At 66.4% G+C, this 25,059-nt stretch carries 20 protein-coding genes and 1 rRNA gene; 13 read left to right on the top strand and 8 right to left on the bottom strand.

Annotation, left to right across the window (positions count from 1 at the left end; all coding sequences use genetic code 11):
* The first annotated feature begins 177 nt into the window (after positions 1-177).
* The 4 genes from rrf to ACFVWT_RS12640 all read left to right on the top strand — a co-directional run bounded on the left by rrf (position 178) and on the right by ACFVWT_RS12640 (position 5,262).
* Positions 178-294: ribosomal RNA gene (rrf, locus tag ACFVWT_RS12655) — 5S ribosomal RNA — on the top strand.
* 400 nt (positions 295-694) lie between these two features.
* A complete protein-coding gene (locus ACFVWT_RS12650; protein ID WP_011693739.1) occupies positions 695-979 on the top strand; it encodes an HU family DNA-binding protein in 285 nt (94 codons plus the stop codon).
* Between the two features lie 108 nt (positions 980-1,087).
* Complete coding sequence (locus ACFVWT_RS12645) at positions 1,088-3,259, top strand: cytochrome c oxidase assembly protein (protein ID WP_390248187.1); 2,172 nt, start codon at positions 1,088-1,090, stop codon at positions 3,257-3,259.
* Positions 3,259-5,262: an NHL domain-containing thioredoxin family protein gene (locus tag ACFVWT_RS12640; RefSeq protein WP_390248185.1), complete on the top strand. Its 2,004-nt coding sequence runs from the start codon at positions 3,259-3,261 to the stop codon at positions 5,260-5,262. The genes ACFVWT_RS12645 and ACFVWT_RS12640 overlap by 1 nt, the downstream gene beginning before the upstream one ends.
* A gap of 119 nt (positions 5,263-5,381) precedes the next feature.
* Here ACFVWT_RS12640 and ACFVWT_RS12635 read toward each other — a convergent pair whose 3' ends face one another.
* From ACFVWT_RS12635 to ACFVWT_RS12620, 4 genes are all read right to left on the bottom strand, one after another.
* Positions 5,382-6,374 (bottom strand): hypothetical protein, encoded by a 993-nt coding sequence (locus ACFVWT_RS12635; RefSeq protein WP_390248183.1) that lies wholly within the window; start codon positions 6,372-6,374, stop codon positions 5,382-5,384.
* Between the two features lie 120 nt (positions 6,375-6,494).
* Entirely contained in the window at positions 6,495-8,234 is a 1,740-nt protein-coding gene (locus ACFVWT_RS12630; RefSeq protein ID WP_390248181.1) for a helicase HerA-like domain-containing protein, read from the bottom strand.
* A 9-nt stretch (positions 8,235-8,243) separates the two neighbouring features.
* Positions 8,244-8,792, bottom strand: coding sequence for a GNAT family N-acetyltransferase (locus ACFVWT_RS12625; protein ID WP_390248179.1), 549 nt, complete (start codon positions 8,790-8,792; stop codon positions 8,244-8,246).
* Positions 8,780-10,783 carry an FAD/NAD(P)-binding protein gene (locus tag ACFVWT_RS12620; protein ID WP_390248177.1) on the bottom strand — a complete coding sequence of 668 codons (2,004 nt, stop codon included), beginning with the start codon at positions 10,781-10,783 and terminating at the stop codon, positions 8,780-8,782. Before ACFVWT_RS12620 ends, ACFVWT_RS12625 begins: the two co-directional genes overlap by 13 nt.
* Before the next feature lie 268 nt (positions 10,784-11,051).
* Here ACFVWT_RS12620 and ACFVWT_RS12615 point away from each other — a divergent pair, with 268 nt between their 5' ends.
* The 7 genes from ACFVWT_RS12615 to ACFVWT_RS12585 are packed head-to-tail and all read left to right on the top strand — an operon-like array spanning position 11,052 to position 18,412.
* Complete coding sequence (locus ACFVWT_RS12615; RefSeq protein WP_390248175.1) at positions 11,052-12,119, top strand: amino acid ABC transporter permease; 1,068 nt, start codon at positions 11,052-11,054, stop codon at positions 12,117-12,119.
* Complete coding sequence (locus ACFVWT_RS12610) at positions 12,116-12,958, top strand: amino acid ABC transporter ATP-binding protein (protein ID WP_390248173.1); 843 nt, start codon at positions 12,116-12,118, stop codon at positions 12,956-12,958. Before ACFVWT_RS12615 ends, ACFVWT_RS12610 begins: the two co-directional genes overlap by 4 nt.
* 10 nt (positions 12,959-12,968) lie before the next feature.
* Positions 12,969-13,997, top strand: a complete 1,029-nt coding sequence (locus ACFVWT_RS12605) for a transporter substrate-binding domain-containing protein (RefSeq protein WP_390248171.1) — start codon at positions 12,969-12,971, stop codon at positions 13,995-13,997.
* The gene (locus ACFVWT_RS12600; protein ID WP_390248169.1) at positions 13,994-15,133 is read left to right on the top strand and encodes an LLM class flavin-dependent oxidoreductase; all 1,140 of its coding nucleotides are present in this window, start codon (positions 13,994-13,996) and stop codon (positions 15,131-15,133) included. The genes ACFVWT_RS12605 and ACFVWT_RS12600 overlap by 4 nt, the downstream gene beginning before the upstream one ends.
* On the top strand, positions 15,111-15,941 hold the full coding sequence (locus ACFVWT_RS12595) for a DUF1684 domain-containing protein (protein WP_390248167.1): 831 nt from the start codon (positions 15,111-15,113) through the stop codon (positions 15,939-15,941). The genes ACFVWT_RS12600 and ACFVWT_RS12595 overlap by 23 nt, the downstream gene beginning before the upstream one ends.
* Positions 15,941-17,020, top strand: coding sequence for an LLM class flavin-dependent oxidoreductase (locus ACFVWT_RS12590; protein WP_390248210.1), 1,080 nt, complete (start codon positions 15,941-15,943; stop codon positions 17,018-17,020). Before ACFVWT_RS12595 ends, ACFVWT_RS12590 begins: the two co-directional genes overlap by 1 nt.
* A 9-nt stretch (positions 17,021-17,029) precedes the next feature.
* Positions 17,030-18,412: an NtaA/DmoA family FMN-dependent monooxygenase gene (locus ACFVWT_RS12585; RefSeq protein ID WP_390248165.1), complete on the top strand. Its 1,383-nt coding sequence runs from the start codon at positions 17,030-17,032 to the stop codon at positions 18,410-18,412.
* Positions 18,413-18,628: 216 nt separating this feature from the next.
* On the opposite strand, the gene ACFVWT_RS12580 is transcribed toward ACFVWT_RS12585, so the two are convergent.
* The 4 genes from ACFVWT_RS12580 to ACFVWT_RS12565 form a co-directional block, all read right to left on the bottom strand.
* Positions 18,629-19,039: a VOC family protein gene (locus tag ACFVWT_RS12580; protein WP_390248163.1), complete on the bottom strand. Its 411-nt coding sequence runs from the start codon at positions 19,037-19,039 to the stop codon at positions 18,629-18,631.
* A 9-nt stretch (positions 19,040-19,048) separates the two neighbouring features.
* A complete protein-coding gene (locus ACFVWT_RS12575; RefSeq protein ID WP_390248161.1) occupies positions 19,049-19,531 on the bottom strand; it encodes a helix-turn-helix transcriptional regulator in 483 nt (160 codons plus the stop codon).
* Positions 19,532-19,620: 89 nt separating this feature from the next.
* Complete coding sequence (locus ACFVWT_RS12570; RefSeq protein WP_390248159.1) at positions 19,621-20,421, bottom strand: ABC transporter substrate-binding protein; 801 nt, start codon at positions 20,419-20,421, stop codon at positions 19,621-19,623.
* A gap of 381 nt (positions 20,422-20,802) precedes the next feature.
* Complete coding sequence (locus ACFVWT_RS12565) at positions 20,803-21,504, bottom strand: type 1 glutamine amidotransferase domain-containing protein (RefSeq protein WP_390248157.1); 702 nt, start codon at positions 21,502-21,504, stop codon at positions 20,803-20,805.
* A gap of 104 nt (positions 21,505-21,608) precedes the next feature.
* Between ACFVWT_RS12565 and ACFVWT_RS12560 the strand changes: the two genes are divergently transcribed.
* Together ACFVWT_RS12560 and ACFVWT_RS12555 are read left to right on the top strand one after the other, a co-directional pair.
* Complete coding sequence (locus ACFVWT_RS12560) at positions 21,609-22,415, top strand: hypothetical protein (protein WP_390248155.1); 807 nt, start codon at positions 21,609-21,611, stop codon at positions 22,413-22,415.
* A 202-nt stretch (positions 22,416-22,617) separates the two neighbouring features.
* A complete protein-coding gene (locus ACFVWT_RS12555) occupies positions 22,618-24,942 on the top strand; it encodes a PxKF domain-containing protein (protein WP_390248153.1) in 2,325 nt (774 codons plus the stop codon).
* Positions 24,943-25,059: the final 117 nt, after the last annotated feature.

Below are 25,059 nucleotides of genomic sequence, written 5' to 3'. Positions count from 1 at the left end.
AAAGGGGTTCACACCAAACAATGGTACGAAGAGAACAAGACTGCTTGCGTCCACTATGTGGTTCCCAACCAACAAACCCGTTGCTTGAGAACCAAAACAACTACATAACAACACCACAGTTGTAACCACCAGTTTTCCCACCACCACCCCCAGGGGCGGCCGGTGCGGAGCAAGGGTTACGGCGGTCATAGCGTGGGGGAAACGCCCGGTCCCATTCCGAACCCGGAAGCTAAGACCCACAGCGCCGATGGTACTGCACCCGGGAGGGTGTGGGAGAGTAGGTCACCGCCGGAACACCATTCAGGTCGAGAGCCCCAACCACACGGTTGGGGCTCTCCCACTTTAACCACCCCACCCGCCACACGTGCCACGCACCAGGACCCGCCACACGGGCCGGCAGCACCCGGGCCGGCCACCGCCGTCGAACACCACCAAGACTGAGCGAGCGTCCGCGAACAACCGCCAACAACTGACCGAGCGTCCATCGTCCGTCCCCGAGCCGGCTCGGGCGGCCGTCCGCTGATGGCGAAATACGGGGTCAAAAGGCCTCAAAACCGGTGATTTACCTCAAAAAATGGCGGAAACACGCGGAATTTGCGGACCTGACCGCGGCAAGCTGGTAAGTTTTCGAACAGTGGCTTGTGCGCATGCCGCGTTCAGGCTCCAGAAATCATGACCGTCCAGGAGGACATAAATGGCTAAGAACCGTAGTGAACTTGTTGCAGAGGTAGCAGGCAAGGCCGGCACCAGCCAGGCAGCCGTCAACTCCGTGCTCGATGCACTGTTCGAGGTTTTCGAGACCTCTGTCGCCGCGGGCGAGAAGATCACCATCCCGGGCTGGCTCGCAGTTGAGCGCACCGACCGTGCAGCCCGTACGGGCCGCAACCCGCAGACCGGCGAGACCATCCAGATCGCCGCTGGCCACAGCGTCAAGCTGACCGCGGGCTCCAAGCTGAAGGCTGCTGTCTCCAAGAAGTAGCATCCGGCGTCCAACGCTTGAAAGGGAGCGGCAACCTACGGGTTGCCGCTCCCTTTGCGTTCAACCCGTCGATTCGCGGCGCAGGCAGCCGTAGCGGACAATGGATAGGTGCCCTCAGCAGCAAAATCCCGCCCCACCCTTCCGCCGCCTTCCCCCACTCAGGGAAAGACGGGGGTCTCTGTGGGCGCTGCGGGTATTTCCCGGCCGTGGCAGTTCGCCGGTATTGCGGCGCTCTTCCTAGGGCTGGCAGCGGCGCTCCTGTTCTCCGGAGCGGCTGCCGCACGCGAGGTGTCTGATCCCGGGGCCCTGGTCCGCTGGGGACTGCCCGTCAGTAAAGCCGTTCACAACGTCTCGCTGGCCACAGTGATTGGTGGCCTGATTTTCGCCGTCGGCATCCTGCCGCGCAATGCCAACGGTTCCCGGTCCAAGGACACCGCCACACCAGAGCACCCGGCGTTCTCCCGTGCACTGGCCGTGGCGGCAGCTGCAGGCGCAGCGTGGACGCTGTCAGCGATCGCAGTGCTGGTGCTCACCTATTCGGACGTGGCTGGCCAATCGCTCTCCGGAGATGCGGAGTTCACCCGCGCACTGGTCTACTTCATGACGGACATCGAAACCGGCCGTGCCTGGCTGACCGTGACCATCGTTGCTGCCGTGGTGACAACCGCCCTGTTCGGGGTGAGGTCTCTGACCGGCCTGGCGATCACTCTGGTGCTGTCGCTGGCGGGCATGGTGCCCATCGCGCTCATCGGCCACTCCTCAAGTTCCAGCGACCATGAAGGCGCCATCAACTCCCTGGCGCTGCACCTGGTGGGGGTGTCCGCCTGGGTAGGCGGCATCATCATGCTGGCCGTCCTGTCCGGCCTCCTGACGGGCACCGGCGCGGGCGCCAACCCCGGTGCCAAAGTAGCCGGCAAGGCGGACATCACCGAGCCCACGCTCCGCCGCTTCTCCTCCTTGGCCGGATTCGCCTTTGTCCTGGTGTTCGCCTCCGGCATCATCAACGCGAGCATCCGGATCACCAACTGGCACGACCTTTTCGGATCCGCCTACGGGCAGATGGTGCTTGCCAAGGCCACGGCCACCCTGATGCTCGGCGGCATCGGACTGATGCACCGCCAATGGGTCATCCCGCAACTGAACCGCAAGGGCGGCGCCCTGTCATCGCGACGGGTGCTGTGGCAGCTTGTCGTCGCCGAACTGCTGATCATGGGAGCGACCTCAGGCATCGCCGTTGCGCTGGGCCGCTCAGCTCCGCCGCAGCCCACCACCTTCGCTCCGGACGCCTCACCGGCCTTCATTCTCTCCGGCTACGAACTGCCGCCTGAACTGACCCCGGAGCGCTGGCTCACGGAATGGCGCCTCGACTGGCTCTGGATCGCCGTGGCCGCCGTCGGCCTGGTCTCGTATTTCCTTGGGGTGGCCAAGGTCCGGCGCCGGGGCGACAAGTGGTCCTGGTTCCGCAGCATCAACTGGGTGATCGGGCTCCTGGTCCTCACCTACATCACCTCCGGACCGCCGTCGGTCTACGGCCGGGTGCTGTTCTCCGCGCACATGGTGGACCACATGGCGCTGACCATGGTGGCGCCGATCTTCCTGGTGCTTGGCGCGCCCGTGACGCTCGCACTGCGCGCCCTGCCGGCTCGCGGAGACGGCTCGCGGGGCCTGCGTGAATGGCTGCTGCTGTTTGTGCACTCCAAGTTCTCCCAGCTGGTCACGCACCCGCTCTTCGCCGCGGCCAACTTTGCCGGTTCCATCGTGCTCTTCTACTATTCGGATGCGTTCGGCTACGCCATGCGCGACCACGTGGGCCACGAACTCATGAACCTGCACTTCGCCCTTACCGGCTACATCTTCGTCCTGACCATGATCGGCACGGACCCGCTGCCCCGCCGCGCGCCGTACCCCATGCGGCTGCTGCTTCTCCTGGCCACCATGGGCTTCCACGCCTTCTTCGGCGTCGCGATCATGGGCGGCACCAACCTGCTGGCTGCGGACTACTTCGGCAACCTGGGCCGCGCCTGGGGACCCTCCGCGCTGCTGGACCAGCAGATGGGCGGGGCAGTGGCCTGGGGCATCGGCGAAGTGCCCACGCTCCTGGTGGCCATCGGCGTCGCCATCATGTGGTCCCGTTCGGATGCACGGGAGTCCAAACGGACCGACCGGGCGGCGGACAGGAATAACGACGCCGATCTCACTGCTTACAACGATATGTTTGCCAAATTGGCTGAACGCGACGCCAAGCTGGCTGAACGCAACTCAAAGCTGGAAGGACGCTGATGAGCGAAACCGTACGCACCCACCTCCGGGTCCGCGCCTCTGAACTGGTGGGCCGCAACTGGCTGAACACCGGCGGGAAGTCGCTGGACCTGGAAGCCCTGCGCGGCAAGATCGTGCTCCTGGACTTCTGGACCTTCTGCTGCATCAACTGCCTGCACGTTCTCGATGAGCTGCGCCCGCTGGAAGAGAAGTACTCCGACGTCCTGGTGACGGTGGGCGTGCATTCCCCGAAGTTCGAGCACGAGGCCGATCCGGTCGCCCTCGCCGCCGCCGTGGAGCGCTACGAGATCCACCACCCCGTCCTGGACGATCCCGAGCTGGAGACCTGGAAGGCGTACACGGCCCGCGCCTGGCCCACCCTGGTGGTCATCGACCCCGAGGGCTACATCGTGGCGCACCTGTCCGGCGAAGGCCACGCTGACGGCCTGTCCGTACTGATCCCGGAACTCATTGCCCAGCACGAGGCCAAAGGGACCCTGCACCGCGGCAACGGTCCGTACGTTGCCCCGGAGCCGACGTCGGGCACGTTGCGGTTCCCGGGCAAGGCCCTTTACCTTCCGGCCGGCCGCGGCACCCGCTCCAACAAGACGTCCGACGGTGCCGCGCCCGACGCAGGCTCCTGGCTCGTCACGGATACCGGCCACCACCGCCTGGTGGAGCTGGACACGGACTTCCACACGGTCCTGCGCACCTACGGTTCCGGAACGAAGGGCCACGCCGACGGCCCCGGCGCCGACGTCGACTCCGTCAAGGCCACCGCACAGTTCAACGAACCGCAGGGCCTTGTCCTCCTGCCGGAGGACGTGGCCGCGAAGACGGGCTACGACGTCGTGATTGCCGACTCCGTCAACCACCGCCTGCGCGGGCTGTCCCTCGCGGACGGAACCGTCACCACGCTCGCCGGCAGCGGCGTGCAGCGCCTGCTCGAGACAGGGCCGGCGCGCGTGGACGAGGACGCCGCAGGCTTCACCGGACGCCTCAGCGACCATCCCCTGGACGTAGCGCTGAGCTCGCCGTGGGACGTCGTCTGGTCCGCCAAACTCAACGCCGTGGTGGTTGCCATGGCCGGAGTCCACCAGATCTTCAGCTTCGACCCGATCTCCGGAGGCGTATCAATCCTGGCCGGAAACGGCCTGGAAGGGCTCCTGGACGGTGCCGCCCACGAGGCCTGGTTCGCCCAGTCGTCCGGCCTGGCCGAAGACGCCGACGGCAACATCTGGGTGGCGGACTCGGAGACCTCCGCCCTGCGCAAACTGGTGATCGACGACGACGGTACAGTCACCGTGGAATCCGCCGTCGGCAAGGGCCTGTTCGACTTCGGCTTCCGTGACGGGCCGGCCACGGAGGCAAGGCTGCAGCACCCGCTCGGCGTCACCGTTCTGCCTGACGGATCCGTTGCCATCGCGGACACCTACAACGGTGCCGTGCGCCGCTACGATCCCGCCACCGGTACCGTGTCGACGCTCGCCCGCGGGCTCTCCGAGCCGTCCGACGTGATTGTGGACCACACGCACACTGCCGGCTCCGAGCCGCTGCTGGTGGTGGTGGAAGCCAACAAGCACCAGCTGATCTACGTGCCCATCCCCAAGGAAGCGCAGCAGGTGGACGAGGGAGCCGTCCAGACGCACCGGCCCAAGAGCCCCGTCGCCCCCGGAACGCTGGAGCTCACGGTCCGCTTCACGGCGCCCACCGGGCAAAAGCTGGACGACCGCTGGGGCGACCCTACGCAGCTGAAGATCTCCTCCACCCCGCCCGAACTGCTGGTTGCGGGCGGCGGCACATCAGTGGGCCTGCAGCGGACGCTGGAGCTCTCCTCCGACGTTCCGGAGGGCGTCCTGCACATTACGGCGCGCGCCGCCGCTTGCGACGGCCCGGAAACGGCTGACGGCGAGATCCCCGACCACGCTGCCTGCCACCTGTACCAGCAGGACTGGGGCATCCCGGTGGTGTTGCAGGCCGACGGCGACACCGAGCTGGTCCTGGACCTCCGCGGCATGGACTGAGGTCCTCCCCAAAGCACTACTGAAGGCTGCGGCCCGTGACCAGGCGTCACGTGCCGCAGCCTTCTGGTGTTAAGGAGGCCTGCGGACGCCGCGGCGTGACGCGTGACCTGCGCCGGCGCCTAGTAGCTGAGGAGCGGCGTGACCCGGATCGTGTCTCCGTCAACGTCCAGGCGGGTGGTGAAGCTGAAGTCGTGCTCCACATCCAGGTCGCTGACGATGCCGGTGAACAGATCGGTTTGCTGTGCCTTCAACCGGGCCTTCCCGTCCAGCGGTGCCACCACCCAGCGGCCGCCAAAGGGCTCGATGGATACCTTCGGGTACTCGCTGATGCTCCAGTTAATGGTTCCCGGCGTCACCCTGTTGAACGTGGCGTGGTAGAACGGGCAATCGGGCTGGAGTTTCTGCTCCTTGACGGCTTCCGCGGCGCAGGTATCCAGGAATTCCTTGACCTTGGCGCCCACGGCGTCCTTCAGCGCGGGGGTGGCTTCCGTCAGGAGGCTTAGCGGGGCCGTGGGAACATCACGTCCGGACACCGTGGCTCGGCTGGCCGGGGCTGAGAAGTACTCGCCGTTCAGGCTGGCCTCGTACTCACCGGGATAAAAGACGGCGAAGGAATTGCGGCCGTTGGGCATGTTCACCGGAATACCGTTGAGGGTGGCCTGGTTGGAGTTGACCACTGTGACTTCCAGGACGGGAAGCTTGGCCGGCACGAACGCCCACTTGTTGAAGAAAAGCCATTCGGTCCCGGTCCGCTCCAGCAGGAACTCGGTGCTGAGCCTGCTCCCGTCAATGGTGTAGTCCATCGGAACCATGACCTGGTTCCCCGGCCGTTCCTGGGTCTCGCCGAACTTCACGTTCGTCACCCGGGAAGCCGCCGTTTGCAGGGCCGTTCCGTCCAGCATGGCTGCGTCGCTTTCCGGTACGGAGGCGCGCAGGAGGCCGAGTGCTTTCTCGCCCTCACCCTTCTGCAAAGCGTCCAGATATTCGCGTACCGGCTGCTCGGGACTCGCTACCGAGGCGTTCACCAGGTTGACCGCGACGATGGCTCCGGCGATGGCAAGCATCAGGCCCAGCAGCCATCCGGCCGCGATCCTCACCAACGCTTGACTCATCTGCACGCACCTTACGTTACCTGCAAGGCGCGTGAAAGCAGGTGCGGGCGACCCCAAGCATGACGCCGCCCGGCGGCTGTCAGACAGTCCGACGGCGGCTGGCCGGACCCCGCGGCGGCGCTAGCGGCGGCGCCGGGAGGACGTGCCGAAGACGCCCCTCAACAGCTCCCGGCCCAGCTGCGTGCCGAGCGAGCGGGCCATGCTTTTGAGGCCGCCGCCCAGCGCACCGCCCAGGGCTCCGGCAAGGTCGTCGACCATGCCCCCGCCTGGCTCCTTGCGGGTTTTCGGCACTGTGCGTCCGCCGCTGCGGGGCCGTTCCGGTGCCGGGGCGGGCCTGCTGCTGGGGCGGCCCAGGATTTCTTCCTCGATGCGCCGGGCTTCGGCATCCACAGCGGCCTGGTCCGCGGTTCCGGGAACAGGGCTTCCGGGCCCGGGGCTGTTGGGCACAAAAATGTCCGCGTTCGGACTCGGAGGCTGGCCCGGGGCTGCCGCCCCGGTGGACGCGGCGCTCTTTCCGGAGATCTTCTCGTATGCGGAGACGTTGTCCACGGCCGTGCCGTATTTCACGAGCAGCGCGGAACCGGCCACAGTGCTCTTGACGAGGTCCTCGGTGCTGGGGCCCATCACTGACTCCGGGGCCCGGAGCCGGGTCAATGCCACCGGGGTGGGGGCGCCCTTTTCATTCATCACCGTGATGACGGCTTCACCGATGCCGGCCGAGGTCAGCGTTTCCTCGAGGTCGTAATCGCTCACCGGGAACGTGGACACGGTGGCTTTCAGGGCCTTGGCGTCTTCCGGGGTGAACGCGCGCAGGGCGTGTTGGATGCGGTTCGCCAGCTGACCGAGGACCTCGGCCGGCACGTCCTTGGGCGTCTGGGTGACAAAGAAGATACCCACACCCTTGGAACGGATGAGCCGGACAGTGGTGGTAATCGCCTCCAGGAACGCCTTGGAAGCGTCGTTGAAGAGCAGGTGGGCCTCGTCGAGGAAGAAGACCAGCTTGGGCTTGTCCAGGTCCCCGGCTTCGGGCAGGTCCTCGAACAGGTCTGCGAGCAGCCACATGAGGAAAGTGGAGAACACCATGGGTTTGGTCTGCAGGGTGGGCAGTTCCAGGCAGGTGATGACGCCACGGCCGTCAGGGGCGGTACGCAGCAGTTCGGCGGTGTCGAATTCGGGTTCGCCGAAGAAAGCTTCCATGCCCTGGGCCTCAAGGTTCACCAGTTCGCGGAGGATGACGCCGGCCGTCGCCTTGGAGAGACCGCCCAGCGCCTCAAGCTCGTCCTTGCCCGCGTCCGAGGTGAGGAACTGGATGACCGCCCTGAGGTCCTTGAGGTCGATCAGTTCCAGGTTGTTCTTGTCCGCAAAGTGGAAGACGAGCTGCAGGCTGGATTCCTGGGTGTCGTTGAGCTCCATAATGCGCGAGAGCAGAATGGGGCCGAAGGACGTGATGGTGGCCCGGACAGGGATGCCGTTTCCGTCACCGCCAAGAGCCAGGAACTCCACCGGAAAAGTCTTGCCCGCCCAGGCCTGGCCGATGCTGTCCGTGCGCGCTTTCAGTTTCTCGCTGCCGGTGGCGGCGGTGGCCAGCCCGGAAAGGTCGCCCTTGATGTCGGCGAGGAACACCGGCACCCCGGCTGTGGACAGCTGCTCCGCCATCATGTGGAGCGTGACGGTCTTGCCTGTGCCTGTTGCGCCGGCCACCAGCCCGTGCCGGTTCATCATGGCCAGGGGCAGCCGGACGGGGGCATCCTTGTGGAGTTCGCCGTCGACGATCGCGGCCCCCAGCTCGATCGTGGCGCCGTCCAGGGTGTAGCCCTTCTGGATGGTGGCGACTTTATCTGCGGTGGATTTGATGGCCATGCCGATAGCTTAGCCGCGGGTGCCCAGATCTTTGCTGAATGCCAGGAACTTGATGGTTTCGGGATCGGCGGCCACATCGAACAGTGGCTCGTACCCGGAGTTAAGGTAGAGATGCTTCGCTTCGGGCTGTCGCAGACCCGTGGTCAGGTACACCTGGCTGTAGCACCGGCGGACTGCCAGGGCCTCAAGCTCAGCGAGCACGAACCGGGCCAGCCCGCGACGGCGGTGTGCCGAGTGCGTCCAGATCCGTTTGAATTCGGCTGTCCCCGGCCCGTGCCGCCGGAAAGCCCCGCCCGCCACGGACTCTCCGTTTTCCTGGACGATTAGCAGCGCCCCTCCCGGCGCGGCGAATTCCGCCGCAGGGTAGCGGTTGAGTTCTTCGGCCGCGGCCTTACGGCCAAACAAATCGCCATACCGGGTGTCGTACTCCTGGGCGAGCTCGTCCAGCAGCGGCCGGACCCGGGCGTCATGCATCGGCAGGTTCAGCACGGTCAGGGCTGACGCCTCCAAGGGGGCGGGTGCCGGCAACGACGCCGGCGGGACGGTTAGTTGTTCCATGGCTGGGCCTTTCCCGAGGCGGCCGCAACAGCCGCCGCTTCAACGTCACGGCGTCCACGATCGCCGGGTTCGGGTCCTACTCCGTCATGCGGGTCTTCAGCCAGCAAGCGAAGGACCCGCCGGGCCAGCGCATCGTTCTCCCGGAACGGTGCGGCGTTCGTCCCGGGCCGCGCAAAGGCTCCGGCGCCCCAACCAGAGGTGTGGGGGCCGACGGCGAACAGCCTGCCGTTCGGTTCGCCCACCGCGCTGACGAGCTCACCGGCCGCGGAGACCAGCAGCCGCCCGGTTGCGTGGAGTCCAACGGCTGTGAGGACCGCCTGCTCGCTGCCCAGCCCGGAGCTGTGCAGATGCCGGAGCAGGGGATTTGCCGAGCCGGACACCGCGGGGGCAGGCAGGCGCGCTTCGACCAAAGCCGCAGCCGGTACCCGCACCCCGCTATGCGCGGACACAGCCACGAACCGCCCGGATGCCTCGTCGGGCACAATTTCCAGCCCCGGCCCGAGGAACTGCAGCAGCCCTGCCCGGTGGAGAGCCAGCAGTTCCCGCAGGCGCTGCGGCGGCGGTCCGGAGTCCACGAAGCTGAAGAACCCGTGCCACCAGCCCTGGACCGCCTGTTGCGACCGCGCATTCAGCCGTTCCGCCGGCACCAGCCGCCCCAGCTCCATGTACACCTTCAGCAGCGCGATGAACAGGGCCAGCGTCTCCGAGTGGTCCGGGCTGGTCCGGAGCCGGAGGTCGTGCTCGATGTAAGCCGCCACGGCGCGCTGCACGTCGTCGTGTCCGGCGAAGTCACGCCCGGCAAACGGATGGTCCAGCTGCTCGAAGTCCAGGTGGAACGCCGTGTCCGGAACCGATTCGCGAACCAGCCGTTCGCGTTCGGGGCTGTACCAGTCCAGTGTGCCGAACCGGTCCGAAAATTCGTCCCAGTCGATCCTCACGCGCTCCGGGTAGCCCGTGAAGAGCTCGCGGAAGTAGCCATACCCGGCGTCCTTGGCGATCAACGGCCAGAGGTGGGTCCGGAAGTCCAGTTCCCCGTGCCGGGCCAGCAAGTCCTGCACGGCGGCGGCCGTGAAGAAGCGGGGACCACCGGGCGCTTCACCGCGGAGGGTGGAGGAAATCTTGGAATGGTACGGAACTCCGCGCCGCGAACCGGCCCAAAGCCGCGGTTCCGCGCCGGATGCAACGTACGCCAGACCGCCGTCGGGCGTTTCCTCGAACCGGCCTCCCCGGCCTTCGGTCAGCAGGACCACCAGGTCCACGAATGCCAGCCCCATGCCCGAGACGATCACGTCCTGGGCGGGGGCCAGCGCTGAATAGTCGACGTCGGTGGTGTAGCTGGGTTCGGCATGGAAGAGACCGTGCCGGGCCGCGAAGCCGGCGAGACCCGCGGACGCCTCGTCCGGCAGTGAATCGGTGTGGCCAAGGGCGGAAACCACGACGTCGGCGTCAACGGTCCCGCCGCCGGCGAGCGTGACACGGTACGCGCCGGTGCCGTCGTCCCCGTCGGAATCGATCCGGACCGCGGTGTCCCGGTGGACAGTGACTGCGATGTCGGGGCCCAGCGCGGAAACCGCCCGGCGGAAGAACCACTCAAGGTAGACGCTCTGCAGCTGGCGCGTGGGAAACGTGGCGCCGGTCAGGGCGCGCAGCTGGCGTTGAAGTTCAGTCGGGAGCGGGGGAACGTCGGTAATGCTGCCATCCAGCACACCGGCAGCCCACCCGTCGAGTCCGGGGCCGTCGGCGGCGGGGCCCTCGCACGTTACGGAGACATCGGTGAACATGGTGATGTCCGCTGCCGCGGAGTTGAGCAGCAGGCCGGGGTGCTGGTCATAGCGCCAGATCCTGCCGGAGCCGGGAACGTGGGGCTCGATGACATGGACGGCCAGCGGCCGGGCAAACAGTTCCGGCCGGTTGGCCGCGAGGCGTTCCAGGACGCCGGCCGTCCGGGGACCGCCGCCCACAAAGGCCACGGTAGGGATGTTCGTTGGCACGGCTGGGCTCCTGTTCAGGCGGGGTGGTCCGGGACCGGGTTTTCGCCTCATGCTAGGCAGCCCGGCAGAGCGCGGTCGAGGCTCGGGTCACGGCCGTTCACGCCGCGTAACAGCGCGTAAATCCGCGCAAGAAAGCGACTCATGACGCCGTGAGAACCTCCGTGAAGCAATGCAACATGCCGCCTTGCTGCCGCTTTCCGGCGTCCCTAGATTTGCAGCAATCCGAACGCGGTAAACCAATCCAGCAAAACAAGAAGCGAGGTGGCGCATGAGTTCAACAGCAACCCGGGCAGCGCAGTCCGCAGCAGGGCCGGCGTCCGCCGGAACCGACGCAAGCGTTTCCAACCCCGGCCCGTCCGCGGAACAGGGCGGACCCCGGGGACCCGAGAACCCGCAGTCCCGCGGACCCGCCACCGACTACGCCGACTACCGGCTGGTCCCGTCCCGCCACCCGTGGCGCTGGGTGGGCACTGCAGTAGTGGCGCTCGGCGTGGCCGCGGTGGCGTGGTCCCTGGCCACGAACCCGCGCTGGGAATGGGGGGTGGTGGCCCAGTGGTTCACCGCTCAGTCCGTGGTCAACGGGCTGGTGGAAACGCTCAAGCTGACCGCCATCTCCGGTGCCCTCGGGTTCATCCTGGGCTTCATCCTCGCACTGATGCGCCTCTCCGCTTCCCCGCTGCTGGTCTCGGTGTCCTGGACCTTCTCCTGGATCTTCCGCTCCACCCCGCTCCTGGTGCAGATGCTCCTCTGGTACAACCTGGGCTACCTCTACGAGAAGATCAGCCTGGGAATTCCCTTCACGGACGTCCGCTTCTTCGAAGTCCAGACCACCACGCTGATCAGCCAGTTCGCGGCAGCCGTCCTTGGCCTGACGCTCAACCAGGCGGCCTACTCGGCGGAGATCATCCGCGGCGGCATCCTCTCGGTGGACCAGGGGCAGCTGGAAGCAGCAGCCGCGCTCGGCATCCCGGCCTGGCGGCGCTCTACCAGGATCGTCCTGCCGCAGGCCATGCGGGCCATCCTGCCCACCGCCTTCAACGAGATCATCGGCCTGGTCAAGGGCACCTCCATCGTTTATGTCCTGGCGTACTCGGAGCTGTTCTACACCGTCCAGGTCATCTACAACCGCACCCAGCAGGTGTTGCCGCTGCTCCTCGTGGCCACGCTCTGGTACGTGGTGATCACCTCGGTGCTCAGCGTTTTCCAGTACTACATCGAACGGCACTATTCGAAGGGCGCCGTGCGGACCCTCCCGCTGACGCCGCTCCAGAAGGCCCGCAGGTTCTTCGCCACCCACGCTGCCGTTACCGACAACCGAGCAAGGAGCGCCCGATGAGCACGGCCGTCGCTGCACCAGAACATCCAACGGCACCCGCAGCAACCCGCGGGCTCGTGGAAATCACCAAGGTCCGGAAATCCTTCGGCTCCACTGAAGTCCTCAAGGGCATCACGCTGACCGTTGAACCGGGCGGAGTGGCCGTCATCGTGGGCCCGTCCGGGTCCGGCAAGTCCACCTTGCTGCGCACCATCAACCACCTCGAAAAAGTGGACGGCGGGTTCATCGCCATCGACGGCGAACTGGTGGGCTATGAGGTCCGCGGAAAGCGGCTCCATGAACTGCGCGAGAAGGACATCCTCAAGCAGCGCACCGAAACCGGCATGGTGTTCCAGAACTTCAATCTCTTCCCGCACCTCACGGCATTGGAAAATGTCACCGAGGCGCCCGTGGTGGCACCGCGCTCCGGCAAGCCGCGCCTGACCAAGGCCGAAGCCCGTGAACGAGGGCTGGAACTGCTGGACAGGGTTGGCCTCAAAGACCGCGCCGGCGCCTACCCGCGCCAGCTGTCCGGGGGACAGCAGCAGCGCGTGGCGATTGCCCGGGCCCTGGCGCTGGACCCCAAGATCCTCCTCTTTGACGAGCCCACCTCGGCGCTGGACCCGGAACTCGTCAACGAGGTCCTGGACGTCATCCGCGAACTGGCCACCTCCGGGACCACCCTGATCATCGTCACCCACGAAATGGGCTTCGCCCGTGACGTGGCGGACACCGTGGTCTTCATGGACCAGGGGCAGATCGTGGAACAGGGCGCGCCCCAGGACATCTTCACCAAACCGCAGGAAGAACGCACCAGGAGTTTCTTCTCCAAGGTGATCGAACCCGCCTTCAATATCTAAGGAAACCTCCATGGCATCGACCAACACCCGGCTACGGGTTGCTTCAATGACAGGCAAGGCACGAGCGCGCTCCCTGCCCGTCGTCGTCCTTCTTGGAACTCTGTCCGGCACCCTGGCGCTGAGCGGCTGCGCCGATCCGGGGGCAGCTGCCTCCGGAGATAAGCCGGCGACGACGGCGGCACGCAACGGCGTCGTCTACAACACCTCACCGGACCAGCAGCGCATCCGCGCGGAGAAGGACGCGGCGCTCGCCGCTAAGGTCCCCGAGCTGATCGGCAAGGACGGCAAGCTCACCGTGGCCACCACGGCCGGGTCCATCCCGCTGTCCTTCCACGCCACGGACGACAAGACGCCCATCGGCTCCGAACTGGACATCGCCCAGCTGGTGGCGGACAAGCTGGGACTCGAGCTCGACATCCAGGTCACCTCCTGGGAGAACTGGCCGCTGAAGACCCAGTCCGGCGACTTCGAGGCCGTGTTCTCCAACGTGGGCATCAATGCCGCCCGCGTGAAGCTGTTCGACTTCGCCAGCTACCGGGCCGCCTACATGGGCTTCGAAGCCAAGAAGAGTTCCAGCTATGACATCAAGGGTGCGGACGACATCTCCGGCCTGAAGGTTTCGGTGGGCTCCGGCACCAACCAGGAGAAGATCCTGCTGGCGTGGAACAAGGAACTCGAAGGCAAGGGCAAGGCGCCGGCGGTGCTGCAGTACTACTCCTCCGACGCCGACACAATCCTGGCGCTGTCCTCGGGCCGCACCGACCTGAACATCGCGCCCTACCCGTCCACGGCGTACCGTGAGAATACCCGGGACGACCTGAAGATCGTGGGCAAGGTCAACGCCGGCTGGCCATCCGAAACCCTGGTGGCCGCTACGTCGCTCAAGGGCAACGGGCTGGCGCCCGTCATCACCGAGGCGCTGAACTCCGCCATCAAGGACGGATCCTACGGCAAGGTCCTGGAACGCTGGGGCCTGTCCGAGGAAGCCCTGCCGGAGTCCAAGACCGTGACTGAGGCCAACTTCGGGACCGGCAAGTGAAGTTCCAGGTCCTCGACATCATCCCGCACCTGAAGAACCCGGTCACAGGGGCGATCGTCTCGACGGCTGACCGGCTCAACCAGGTGGTCCGGACTGCGCAGCGCGCCGAGGAGTTGGGGTACGACAGCTTCTCGGTGGGGGAGCGGCACGCCGGGGAGTTCATCTCGTCGTCGCCCACCACCGTGCTTGCCGCCATCGCCGCTGTCACCAGCCGGATCCGGCTGCAAAGCGGGGTGACCGTCCTCTCCGTCCTTGACCCCGTGCGCGTTGCGGAGGACTACGCCACGATCGACCAGCTGAGCCGGGGACGGCTGGAACTGGTGATCGGCAAAGGCAACGAAGTTCTGCAGTATCCGCTGTTCGGCCTGGACCTCGAGGACCAATGGGACCTCCTGGCGGAGAAGTACGGGCTGCTCCGCCGGCTGTGGACCGAGGAAAACGTCACGTGGACCGGAAGATTCCGCTCCGCGCTGACAGAACCGACCATCACCACGCCGCGGCCTTTCGCCGGCGCACCCCGTGTCTGGCACGGCTCAGCCACCACCCTGACCTCCGCGGCACTCGCGGCAAAGTGGGGTGATCCGCTGTTCACTGCCAACGCCATCCAGCCACGCGAGAACTACCAGGTGCTGATCGACCATTACCGCGAAGAGTACGAACGTTACGGGCACGATCCGCGGCACCAGTACCTCGGATCGGGCAGCGGCGCGGGCGGCGTGTTCATCGCGGACACCACGCAGGAAGCCAAGAAGCAGTTCGGCAGGAACGTGCCGGGCAACAACTCCCCGTTCCGGGACATCCACCACGCTGTCGCGGAAGGACCCGCCCTGGTGGGCAGCCCGGAGCAGGTGGCGGACAAGATCCTTCGCTACCACGAGGTTTACGCCCACGACCTCCAGTCCATCTCGCTGCCCACCATCCTGCCCTTCGAACAGCAGCTCGACATCCTGGAGCGGTTCGCCCTGGAGGTCATCCCCAAGGTCCGGGCGGCCGCGCCCACGAGCCTCTGGGAACCTGGGGATCCTTTCGGCGGCCGTCCGGAGTCAGCCGGAGCCACCGAACCGGACGCGGCCGCTGCCGTCAGTGCCGACCACGAGAACTACAGGAGCGATCATGCCCACGTCTACGCACACTGAAACGTCGTTCGCCGCGGCCTGGGCCGAGTGGCACGCCGCCCATGAGCGTCACCGCGCCGATCCCCACGGCTTCCTCGCGGTGACGCACCTGCACTGGCTCGGGGAGGAACCCGCGCGGCTTGACGGCGTTCCCGGCACCTGGAATGTGGAGGGCGGCGCCGTCCGCCTGGTTTTGTCGGAAGGCGAGACCCTGCAGCAGGACGGCAGGGAACTGAGCGCCGGCGGCGGCACCACCGTGCTGTTCGGACCCATCGCGGAACGCGGCGGCATCAACCTGGCGGCGGGGGACACCATCGTCGAACTCGCCAAACGCGGCGGCGAATACATCGTCCGGCCCCGCCACCCGGACAATCCGCTGCTCCGGGAGTACCGGGGGACGCCGGCGTACGCACCGGACCCCGCCTACGCCATCGAGGGCACCTTTGTCCCGTTCGACGAACCACGCGCCACGACGGTGGGCGCCGCCGTCGAGGGCATCCAGCATGTGTACGAAGCCCCCGGCCAGGTCCGGTTCTGGCTGGGCGGGAAGGACCTGACGCTGACGGCATTCAACGGCCACGCACCGGGCAGCCTGTCCGTGCTGTTCAAGGATGAAACGTCCGGCAAGACCACCTACGCAGCCAACCGCTCGCTGACCATTGCGGCACCCGGAGCGGATGGCACGGTCCACCTGGACTTCAACCGGGCCGTGAACCTACCGTGCGCCTACACAGACCTGGCCACATGCCCGCTGCCGCCCGCCGAGAACCGGCTACCGGTAGCGGTCGAAGCCGGCGAGCAGACGCCCACCGAACGTCAGGAGGCATGATGGGCAACACAAACAACACCGCCGGAGGCTGGGGATTCCTGGCGCTCGAGCTCGACGGCGTTACCGGGGGAGCTTCGGCACTCGCCGCCGCCGTGCTGGCCGCCGAGTCGGCCGGTTTCCACGCCGTGACATTCAGCGATTCCCCGGCGCAGGGACGGCTGAACGCGCTGCAGCGCGCCGCGTTCGCCGGGCCGCTGACCCGCTCCCTTGTCCTGATCCCGGAAGTGGACACGGCCTACACCGAGCCCTTCCACGCCTCCACCCAGCTCGCCAGCCTTGACTATGTCAGCGGCGGCCGTGCCGGCTGGATCGCAACCGCAGGGGACAACCCCGCGGCGGCCGCCGCCGTCGGGCGCTCGTACGTTGCCGGTGACGGCCTTGCGCGGGAAGCCGCGGCGTCCATCGAAGTCAGCCGCAGGCTCTGGGACTCCTGGGAGGACGACGCCGTGATCCGGGACGTCGCCAGCGGCCGCTACCTCGACGCCGGAAAGCTGCACTACGTGGACTTCGACGGCCCCGGCTACTCGGTCAAGGGCCCGTCCATCATCCCCCGCCCGCTTCAGGGACAGCTTCCGGTGCTCGTGCCGGCGTCCCTCGTGGGCGCAGGCCTGGTGGAGCCCTCCGCGGTGGACGCAGTCCTGGTCTCCGCCCCGACGGCAGAGCTCCTCGCGGAGGAAGTCCGTGACGTGCGGGAACGTCTGGGCGGCGGGTCGCCCGCCGTCGTCGTGGAGCTCGACGTCGTTCTGGACGCCCGCGGTCAGGCCGCCGCCCCGCGGCTCGGGGACCAACAGCGTGCTACCGGCCGGCCGGCCGGCGTTGGGGGCACCCAGCGGGCACGCTTTGCCGGATCTGCGACTGCCCTGGCCGATCTGCTGACCGAATTACTCGAAGTGGCGGACGGGGTCCGGCTGCATCCGGCAACGTTCGCCGCTGACTTTGAAGAACTGTCGGGCCTGGTGCTGCCGGAACTGCGGCGCAGGGGAGCGCTCTCCCCGGTGGCGCAGGACGGGACCTTCAGGGATCTGCTGGGCCTGGAACGGCCTGCCAGTCGCTACGCCGCTACCGCCGTCGGAAACTAGGGGAAAACCATGACAAAGCACAGCCGTGCTAAATACCAGCCGACCGGGAAGCTCCAGTTCGGCATCTTCTTCCAGGGCGTCAACTCGGGAACCATCTGGAAGGCCGCCGAATCCGGCTCGCAGACGGACTTCGAATCGTTCCGCCGCATCGCCCAGACAGCTGAACGGGGACTGTTTGCCGCCTTCTTCCTGGGTGAGGGGCTCCGCCTCCGCGAGCACCTGGGCCGACCGCATGAACTGGACGTTGCAGGGCGTCCCGACGCCCAGACCATGCTGGCAGCCCTGGCCGCCGTGACCTCCAACATCGGACTCGTCGCCACCCAAAACACCACCTACAACGATCCGGCGGACCTCGCGCACAGGCTGTCCTCGCTGGACCTGCTCTCCGGCGGACGTGCGGCGTGGAACATCGTCACCACGGACAACGCCTGGACCGGCGCCAACTTCCGTCGCGGCGGGTATCTGGACCACGCTGACCGCTACACGCATGCCGAGGCGTTCGTGGAGACCGCCAAGCGGATCTGGGATTCCCACGACGCCGACGCCGGGACCTGGCGCCGTGTGGTCCACCAGGGGCAGCACTACTCCGTGGACGTGACGCCGCGTCTGCCCCGCAGCGACCAGTACCGTCCGGTGCTGTTCCAAGCCGGTGACTCCCCGGACGGCCGCGACTTCGCCGCCCGGCAGGCCGACGTCATATTCTCCGCCCATCCCAAGTTCGACGATGCCCTCGAGTTCCGACGCGACATCGTGGAGCGGACGCTAAAAGCCGGACGCGGAGCCAACGACGTCAAGATCATGCCGGCCAGCGAGTTCATCCTGGCGGCCACCCCGCAGGAGGCACGGGACAAAAAGGCCTGGGTCCGCAGCCTGCAGATCGGCCCGCAGCAGGCCATCGCCTACCTGGAACAGTTCTGGGGACGCGAACTCAGTGAATACGATCCGGACGGGCCCCTGCCGGAGATTGATCCCGTGGTGGAGGAGACCTCCGAGACCCGCGGGAGCGGCTTCCACGGCGCAAAAGCCCGGCAGTTGGCCGACCAGTGGCGGGCCGAAGCCAAGGAGAAGGGACTGACCATCCGCCAGTTCGTGTCCGCCAAAACCAGCCGGGTGGACGCCACCTTCAACGGCTCCTACGCCGAGGTGGCCGACCGGTTGGCCGACTACGCCCGGACCGGTGCAGTGGACGGCTTCAACATCTCGCCGTGGCTGATCCCCACCGGCCTGGACGACATCGTCAACCATCTGGTGCCCGCGCTCCAGGAACGCGGCGTGTACCCCACCGAATACGCCGGCAGCACGCTGCGGGAGAACCTGGGGCTGACAACGCCGGAGCGTCCTGAAGCGGACTTCGCTGGCGTGTCAGCCGCCCCTTCGGAAGCGAGGGCCTGAGCTGATGGGCGGGGACGCGTCCGGCACGCAAGTGGGAGATGCTGACCGGGAATCGGCCGCGGATACGGTGAAGCTGCAACTGACCATCTGGCAGCAGTATCTCTAGAGGACGCGGAGCCGCCCATCAAAGGAATCCCCGACGGACACCGGTCCGTCGGGGATTTCGTTGTGTGGGGAGTGAGTTTCTGACGCCTTTTTCTGACGCGTGGGGGGAGATCAGTTCTTCGGGGCCTGGGCGATCCGGACCATGTTTCCGGAAGGATCGCGGAAGGCGCAGTCGCGCGGTCCCCACGGCTGGTCGATGGGCTCCTGCATGACCTCGGCCCCGGACGCCCGGACCTTCTCGAAGGTGGCGTCCAGATCGTCGGTGCGGAAGATGAGCATTGGCAGCACCCCCTTGGTGAGGAGCTCCTGCATCATGTCCCCGTCCTCCTGGGAACGTCCGGCATGCGGTTCGGAGAGCACGATCTCGAGACCGGGCTGGGTTGCGCTGCCGAGCGTGATCCAGTGGAATCCTCCGGAGGCCACGTCGTTGCGTAGTTCGAGGCCGAGGGCATCCCGGTAGAAGCTGAGGGCCTTTTCGGTGTCGTTGACGGTGATGTTGCAGTACTGGAGTGAAATGTTCATGCAACCAAGCTATTCGGCTGCGGTCAGTGCCGCTTCTCGAATCCTGCTCACTTGTTCCACGGCCCCTGCTGCAGGGCCGGACGGCGTTCCGAAGCCGCGCCGGCTGGGCCTCGTGGTGAGCCGGGCGAGGCACCCTGGCATCGCTTCAACGGCGCTGTGTTCCCGGAGCCTGTACACGCTGGGCGGTTCGCCAACGAGCTCGGTAAAGCGGGAGCTGAAGGATCCCAGCGACGTACAGCCAACAGCCATGCACGCATCCGTCACGCTTATCCCGGCCCGGAGCAACGCCATGGAGCGCTCGATCCGGCGGGTCATGAGGTAGCTGTACGGCGTCTCGCCGTAGGCTGCCCGGAACTGCCGCGAAAAGTGCGCCGGTGACATCAAGGCTTTGCTCGCCATAGTGGGCACGTCAAGGGGGAGGGCGAAGTCCCTGTCGATCAGGTCCCGCGCCCTGCGCAGGTGCGCGAGGTTCGCGAGCTCTTGCGGGGTCATGCTTTGAGCGTACGCTGCGGCTCCGGGGTTCGCCACAGCGAAGTGCAGGGCAGCCGCGGGCCACCCTGCACTGCGTGCCGAGGGGCGGATTACTTCTTCGGCAGTCCGGCCGGGTTCAGCTCGGAGTTCTGCACGGCCTCGGAGCTGAGGCCCCAGCGGTCCAGGATCTTGGCGTAACTTCCGTCTTCGATCAGGTGGTTCAGACCTGCCTGGGCAGCAGCGGCAAAGCCGTTGCCCTTCTTGGTGGTGGCCGCGATGCTGGCCTTCAGCGGCCAGCCGCCGTCCACCAGGCCAACCAGCTTGGTCTTGGCGTCGGAAGCCGTCTTGAAGGCCGCAGTCGCGTTCGGTCCGAACGTCAGGTCGGCGCGTCCGGACTGGAGGGCGAGCGAAGAGGCGGAGTCGTCGTCGTAATACTGGAACTCAACGGACGGCAGGCCGTTTTTCTTGTTCTCCTCGTCCCAGCGCAGCAGGATGGACTCCTGGTTGGTCCCCGAACCCACAATCACGCGCTTGCCGGCAACATCCGGAGCGGATTCCACCTTGCTGACGGAGCTGTCGCTCTTGGCGTAGAAACCAAGTTTGTCGTCCCGGTAGCTCGCGAAGTCGAACTTGAGCTTGCGCTCCTCGGTCACCGTCACGTTGGACAGCACGGCCTCGTACTTGCCGGATTCGACGCCGAGGGGCCAGTCGGCCCAGGCGGTGGGGACGATGTCAGCTTCCAGGCCCAGCGTCTGGGCCAGCGCGACGGCGATGTCCACCTCGTTGCCCACCGGGGTCTTGTTGTCCGTGGCGTAGACGGCCAGCGGCGCCGCGAAGGGGCTGACGGCGACCGTCAGTTTGCCGTCCTTCTTGATGCCTTCCGGCACGAGGGCCGCGGCTGCCGGGTCCACGGCGGCTGTCTCCCGGTTCTGCTCGGGAGACAGATTGAACTGTTTGACGCCCGTGGCGGAGGTTACCGGTCCGGACGCCGGGGCCGCTGCGGCGCCGGGGTCGGAGCAGGCCGCAAGCCCCAGCAGAGTGGTGGCTGCCAGCGGCGGTGACGCCGGGTTTGAGTGAAAAACGGGCCATGGTTTCCCCTTGGAAGTGTCGGATTTCGTGCTTGTGCCAGCAACTATCCGGCAGGGTGAAAAACCGGTCAAAGCACGGTGAAACCCGGCGATACAGGGGGTAACCGGGGTTAATCCGGCGTCTGCGGGCGTCACGGGAACGCGTCCGGCGGCGGCGGCGGCCGGGCCGAAGATACCCGGCCGCCGCCGCGGGGGAAAGCCGGCCTACTCTCCGAGGGCCTTGATGACTTCCTTCGCCACGTCCTCGCTGGACTGCGGGTTCTGCCCGGTGATCAGGTTTCGGTCGCGGACCACATTGGAGCCCCAGGCGGCGCCGTTCTCCACAATGGCCCCCTTCTCCTTCAGCGCGTCCTCCACGAACCACGGCGTGTTGGGTCCCGTGCCACCGTTGAGTTCCTCCTCGTCCGAGAAAACGGTGAGGCGGCGTCCCGTGAAGGCGAACTTCCCGGCGTCGTCAACGGCGCTGAGGAGGCCAGCCGGACCGTGGCAGAACGGCGCGATGACCTTGCCGGCCCGGTCTGCGTCAGCCAGGATGCGGCCCAGGTCGGCGTCCTTGTAGAGGTCCGCCATGGGGCCGTGGCCGCCCGGCATCACCACGGCGCCGTACCCGGAGGGGTCGACCTCGGCGAGTACCAGCGGCGCGGAAAGCTCGGCGTCGATCTTTGTGAGGTATTCACGGAAGCCGTCCGCTCGGTCCTGGCCGCCGGCCGACTCGGCGGCGAGGCTCACCTCGTCCACGGTGGGCTTGGCGCCGCCGGGCGTTGCGATGTGCACTGTGTGGCCCGCGTCGCGCAGGGTCTGGTGCGATACCACCAGCTCCTCGGCCCAGTAGCCGGTGGGGTGCTGGGTGCCGTCCCGCATGGTGAGGGAATCGGCAGCGGATACGACCATCAGAATGTTTGCCATGATGTTGCTCCTGTCCGGCCGGCCCGTTCGGCCCGGCTCCTAGGGAGGCAACCCGCTAAGCATGCTGAGTATTCCTGCGGATGGGGCCGGAAGTAGACTTTGGTATGGCCGCATCGATGCTGAAGATGGTTCTATCCATTGCCACGGCTCTGGCCTTGGCCCTGGCGGGCGGCAGTCCGGCGACGGCGGCACCCCCGCGTACGTCCGACCGCGTAGGCATCGATGTCTCGTGGCCGCAATGCGGAAAAATCCTGCCCGAGGGGCTGGCTTTCGGGGTTGTTGGCGTCAACAACGGCCTCGCGAACGCCACGAATCGCTGCCTTGAGGATCAGTTGAACTGGGCCGAGTCCACCATCAGGCATCCGCAGGCGACCAGCCAGCCGCGCGTCGCCCTCTACGTGAACACCGCCAACCCCGGCTTAGCCGGGTCCTGGTGGCCCACATCCAACTTCTACATGGGCACTATGGTGGACAACCCCTACGGGAATTGCGGGGGCAAGAACGACAAAGCCTGCGCCTACGTGTACGGCTATGCGAAAGCCTACGACGACGCCGTCTTACGCGGCGTCGACGACCCGGAGGACTACTTCTGGTGGCTGGACGTGGAAACCGAAAACAGCTGGCAATCGGACACCGAAGCCAACCGGGCAGACCTGGAAGGTATGACCGACTACTTCGAAAGCATCGGCGCCGACGTCGGGATCTATTCCACGGGCTACCAGTGGGGCAAGATTGCCGGAGCGGTCCCCTCCACCAGCAATTTGGCGGGACTTCCCAGTTGGCTCGCAGGTGCCCGAACCTTGAAGGGCGCCAAGTCCAACTGCTCCTTGGATGGACTTACGCCGGGCAGCACGGTGGCAGTGACGCAGTATGTTTCCAACGGCCTCGACTACAACTACGCCTGCGTATAGCCCTTCGGAACCCGTGTGACAGGAGTGCGCAGCGTTATCTGAAGTTGCCTCAGTGAGAACCGAGTACAGGATGTGAAAAAACAGGTATATACGCACTAGAAGTCGAGTGGAACTTACTGGTGTGTTTGTCAACGCCCACCCCTAGCATCAGGACTACATTTGCGGCCACTGACGGCCGCATTGTCGCGAGGGAGGCGCTGCAGTGAACAATTCAGATCGAGGGGGTCCCGGGCAGGGATCAAAACGCCGGCGGGGAACGGGGCTCGGTTTTGCCGGGTCCGCGGGGCGTGCCGGCACGAAGCTTCTGGCCGCGGTGACGGCGGGCGGCATGCTCCTTGCCGGGGCCGTGGTGGCTCAGGCAGATACCGTCTTCAACAATCTCGACGGGAGCGTGGATGCCGTTGCCGAGATAATGCCGCTGAATGTTGGAGGCCCTGCGGGGACCACCACTCTGGCCATTGAGCCGGCCAACGGCGACGGCAAACAGGGCTGCAACCTGACCGCCAGCAGCGTACTCACCCTGAATCTGGTCTCGAGCAATACGGCGGCCGCAACCGTCAGCCCCTCTTCGGTGACGTTCTCAAGCTGCGGGGACACCAAACTGGTGACCGTCACGCCGGCGGCTACCGGAGTTTCGACCATCACCGCCAGCCAGGTCGCCAACAACACAGGCGGCACCTTCGACCTCACGCAGGCGACGTTTACCGTCAACGTCGTGGCTCCGGCCCCGGCCAACACCGCTCCGACCCTCACTTTGGCCGGGGTCAGCACGGGTGCGTCGTATGCCAAGGGATCGGTCCCGGCAGCCTCCTGCAACGTCGCGGATGCTGAAGACGGAAACAAGACCTTTGCCGCAACACTGAGCGGCATCACCGGACCTTACGCCACGGACGGGATCGGCCAGCAGACAGCAAGCTGCAGCTACACCGACGGCGGCGGGCTCACCGCCAGCGGCTCCGCGAACTACGACATCGTAGACCCCAGCGGCCCGCAGATCAGCTACACGCTCACGCCGGGAACCCCCAACGGTCTCAGCGAATGGTTCACCGCTCCGCTGACCCTCAACTGGACGGTCACCGACGCGGATTCGCCCGTCTCACTGACCACCAGCGGCTGCGGTCAGCAGATCATTTCGGCGGACCAGGTCAAGATTGAGTACACCTGCTCCGCAACCAGCGCGGGGGGCACTGCCTCCAAGGCAACCGCGCCTCTTGGCCTCGACGCCACACCCCCCGAGGTCAGCTACGGGGGAGGCGAAGGCCTTGCCGGTAACGACGGCTGGTTCCGGGGACCCGTCACGGCGACGTTTACGGCTACCGACGTAACGTCCGGTCCGGCATCCCAATCCGCAAGCGAAACAACAGCCGACGGCGCCGAAGGGGAAGCCATCGAGGTCCGCAGCCCGGTGTTCAGCGACACAGCAGGCAACGCCTCGGCCCTTGGAGCAGTCATCCATAGCTTCAAGATCGATGCCACGGCCCCGTCAGTGGCGTACACAGAGGCCGACCGGGAGCCCAATACGAACGGCTGGTACAACGCCCCGGTAACGGCGACGTTTACCGGCACAGACTCCGTCTCGGGGCCGTCAGTAGCAACGCAGACAGCAACGTCCGACGGCGAGGGGGCCGCCGTCGTCGTTGGCAGCCCTGCCTTTGAGGACGTGGCGGGCAACATTGCGGAGGCCGGTGCGGCGTCCGCGAGCTACAAGATTGACCTGACCGCGCCGTCCGTTTCGTTCACGGGACTCAGCGGCACCAAGGGCCTGAACGACTGGTTCACCGGTCCGGTGACGGCAACGTTCACCGGTTCGGATGCGCTGTCAGGCTTGGAAACCACGGAGCAGAAGGTTGTGTCCACAGAAGAAGGCTCGGACCTGGTCCTGATCAGCCCCGCCTTCACGGACAAGGCCGACAACACCACTCCTGCGGACAAAGTGCGCAGCGACGCTTTCAAGGTGGATCTGACGGACCCGGTGGCCACATTCGACTCAGTTTTGGCGGACGCGTACTTCGGCTTCGTTGGCTCCGCACCCACGTGCACCGCCAGCGATGGGGGCTCCGGCCCCGCCGGCTGCGTCGTCAGCGATTACTCCACCGAGCCGGGTACCCACACGCTGGTGGCCACGGCCACCGACAAGGCCGGACGCACCTCCGAAACGAAGCAGACCTACACGGTAAAGAGGTGGGAAACAAAGGGGTTCTACCAGCCCATCGACATGGGCGGCGTCTTCAATACGGTGAAGGCGGGGAGCACCGTTCCTGCCAAGTTCGAACTGTTCGCCGGCTCCACTGAACTGACGGACACGAGCATCGTGAAGATGGGAGTCCGGCAGATCGCCTGCAGCCCGCTGGCTATCCAGGACAGCATCGAGATCACGGCCACCGGCAATACCTCGCTGCGGTACGACTCGACGGGCGGCCAGTACATCTACAACTGGAAGACCCCGAACCAGCCGGGCTCCTGCTTCCAACTCTCGATGGTCGCGTCTGACGGCTCCCATATCGATGCCAACTTCAAGCTGAAGTAGGTATCGGACATCACCAAATAGCACAATTGAGCTAAAAAGGAGCGGGGTTGCCGGACACGGCGGCCCCGCCCCTGCGTGTCCGGCACCACGACTCCCGAGTGTCCGGCGCCACGGCGA

It is taken from the genome of Arthrobacter sp. NPDC058288 (assembly GCF_042880995.1).
In the GTDB taxonomy this organism is placed as follows: domain Bacteria; phylum Actinomycetota; class Actinomycetes; order Actinomycetales; family Micrococcaceae; genus Arthrobacter.
This window is presented reverse-complemented; position numbering and strand designations above follow the sequence as displayed.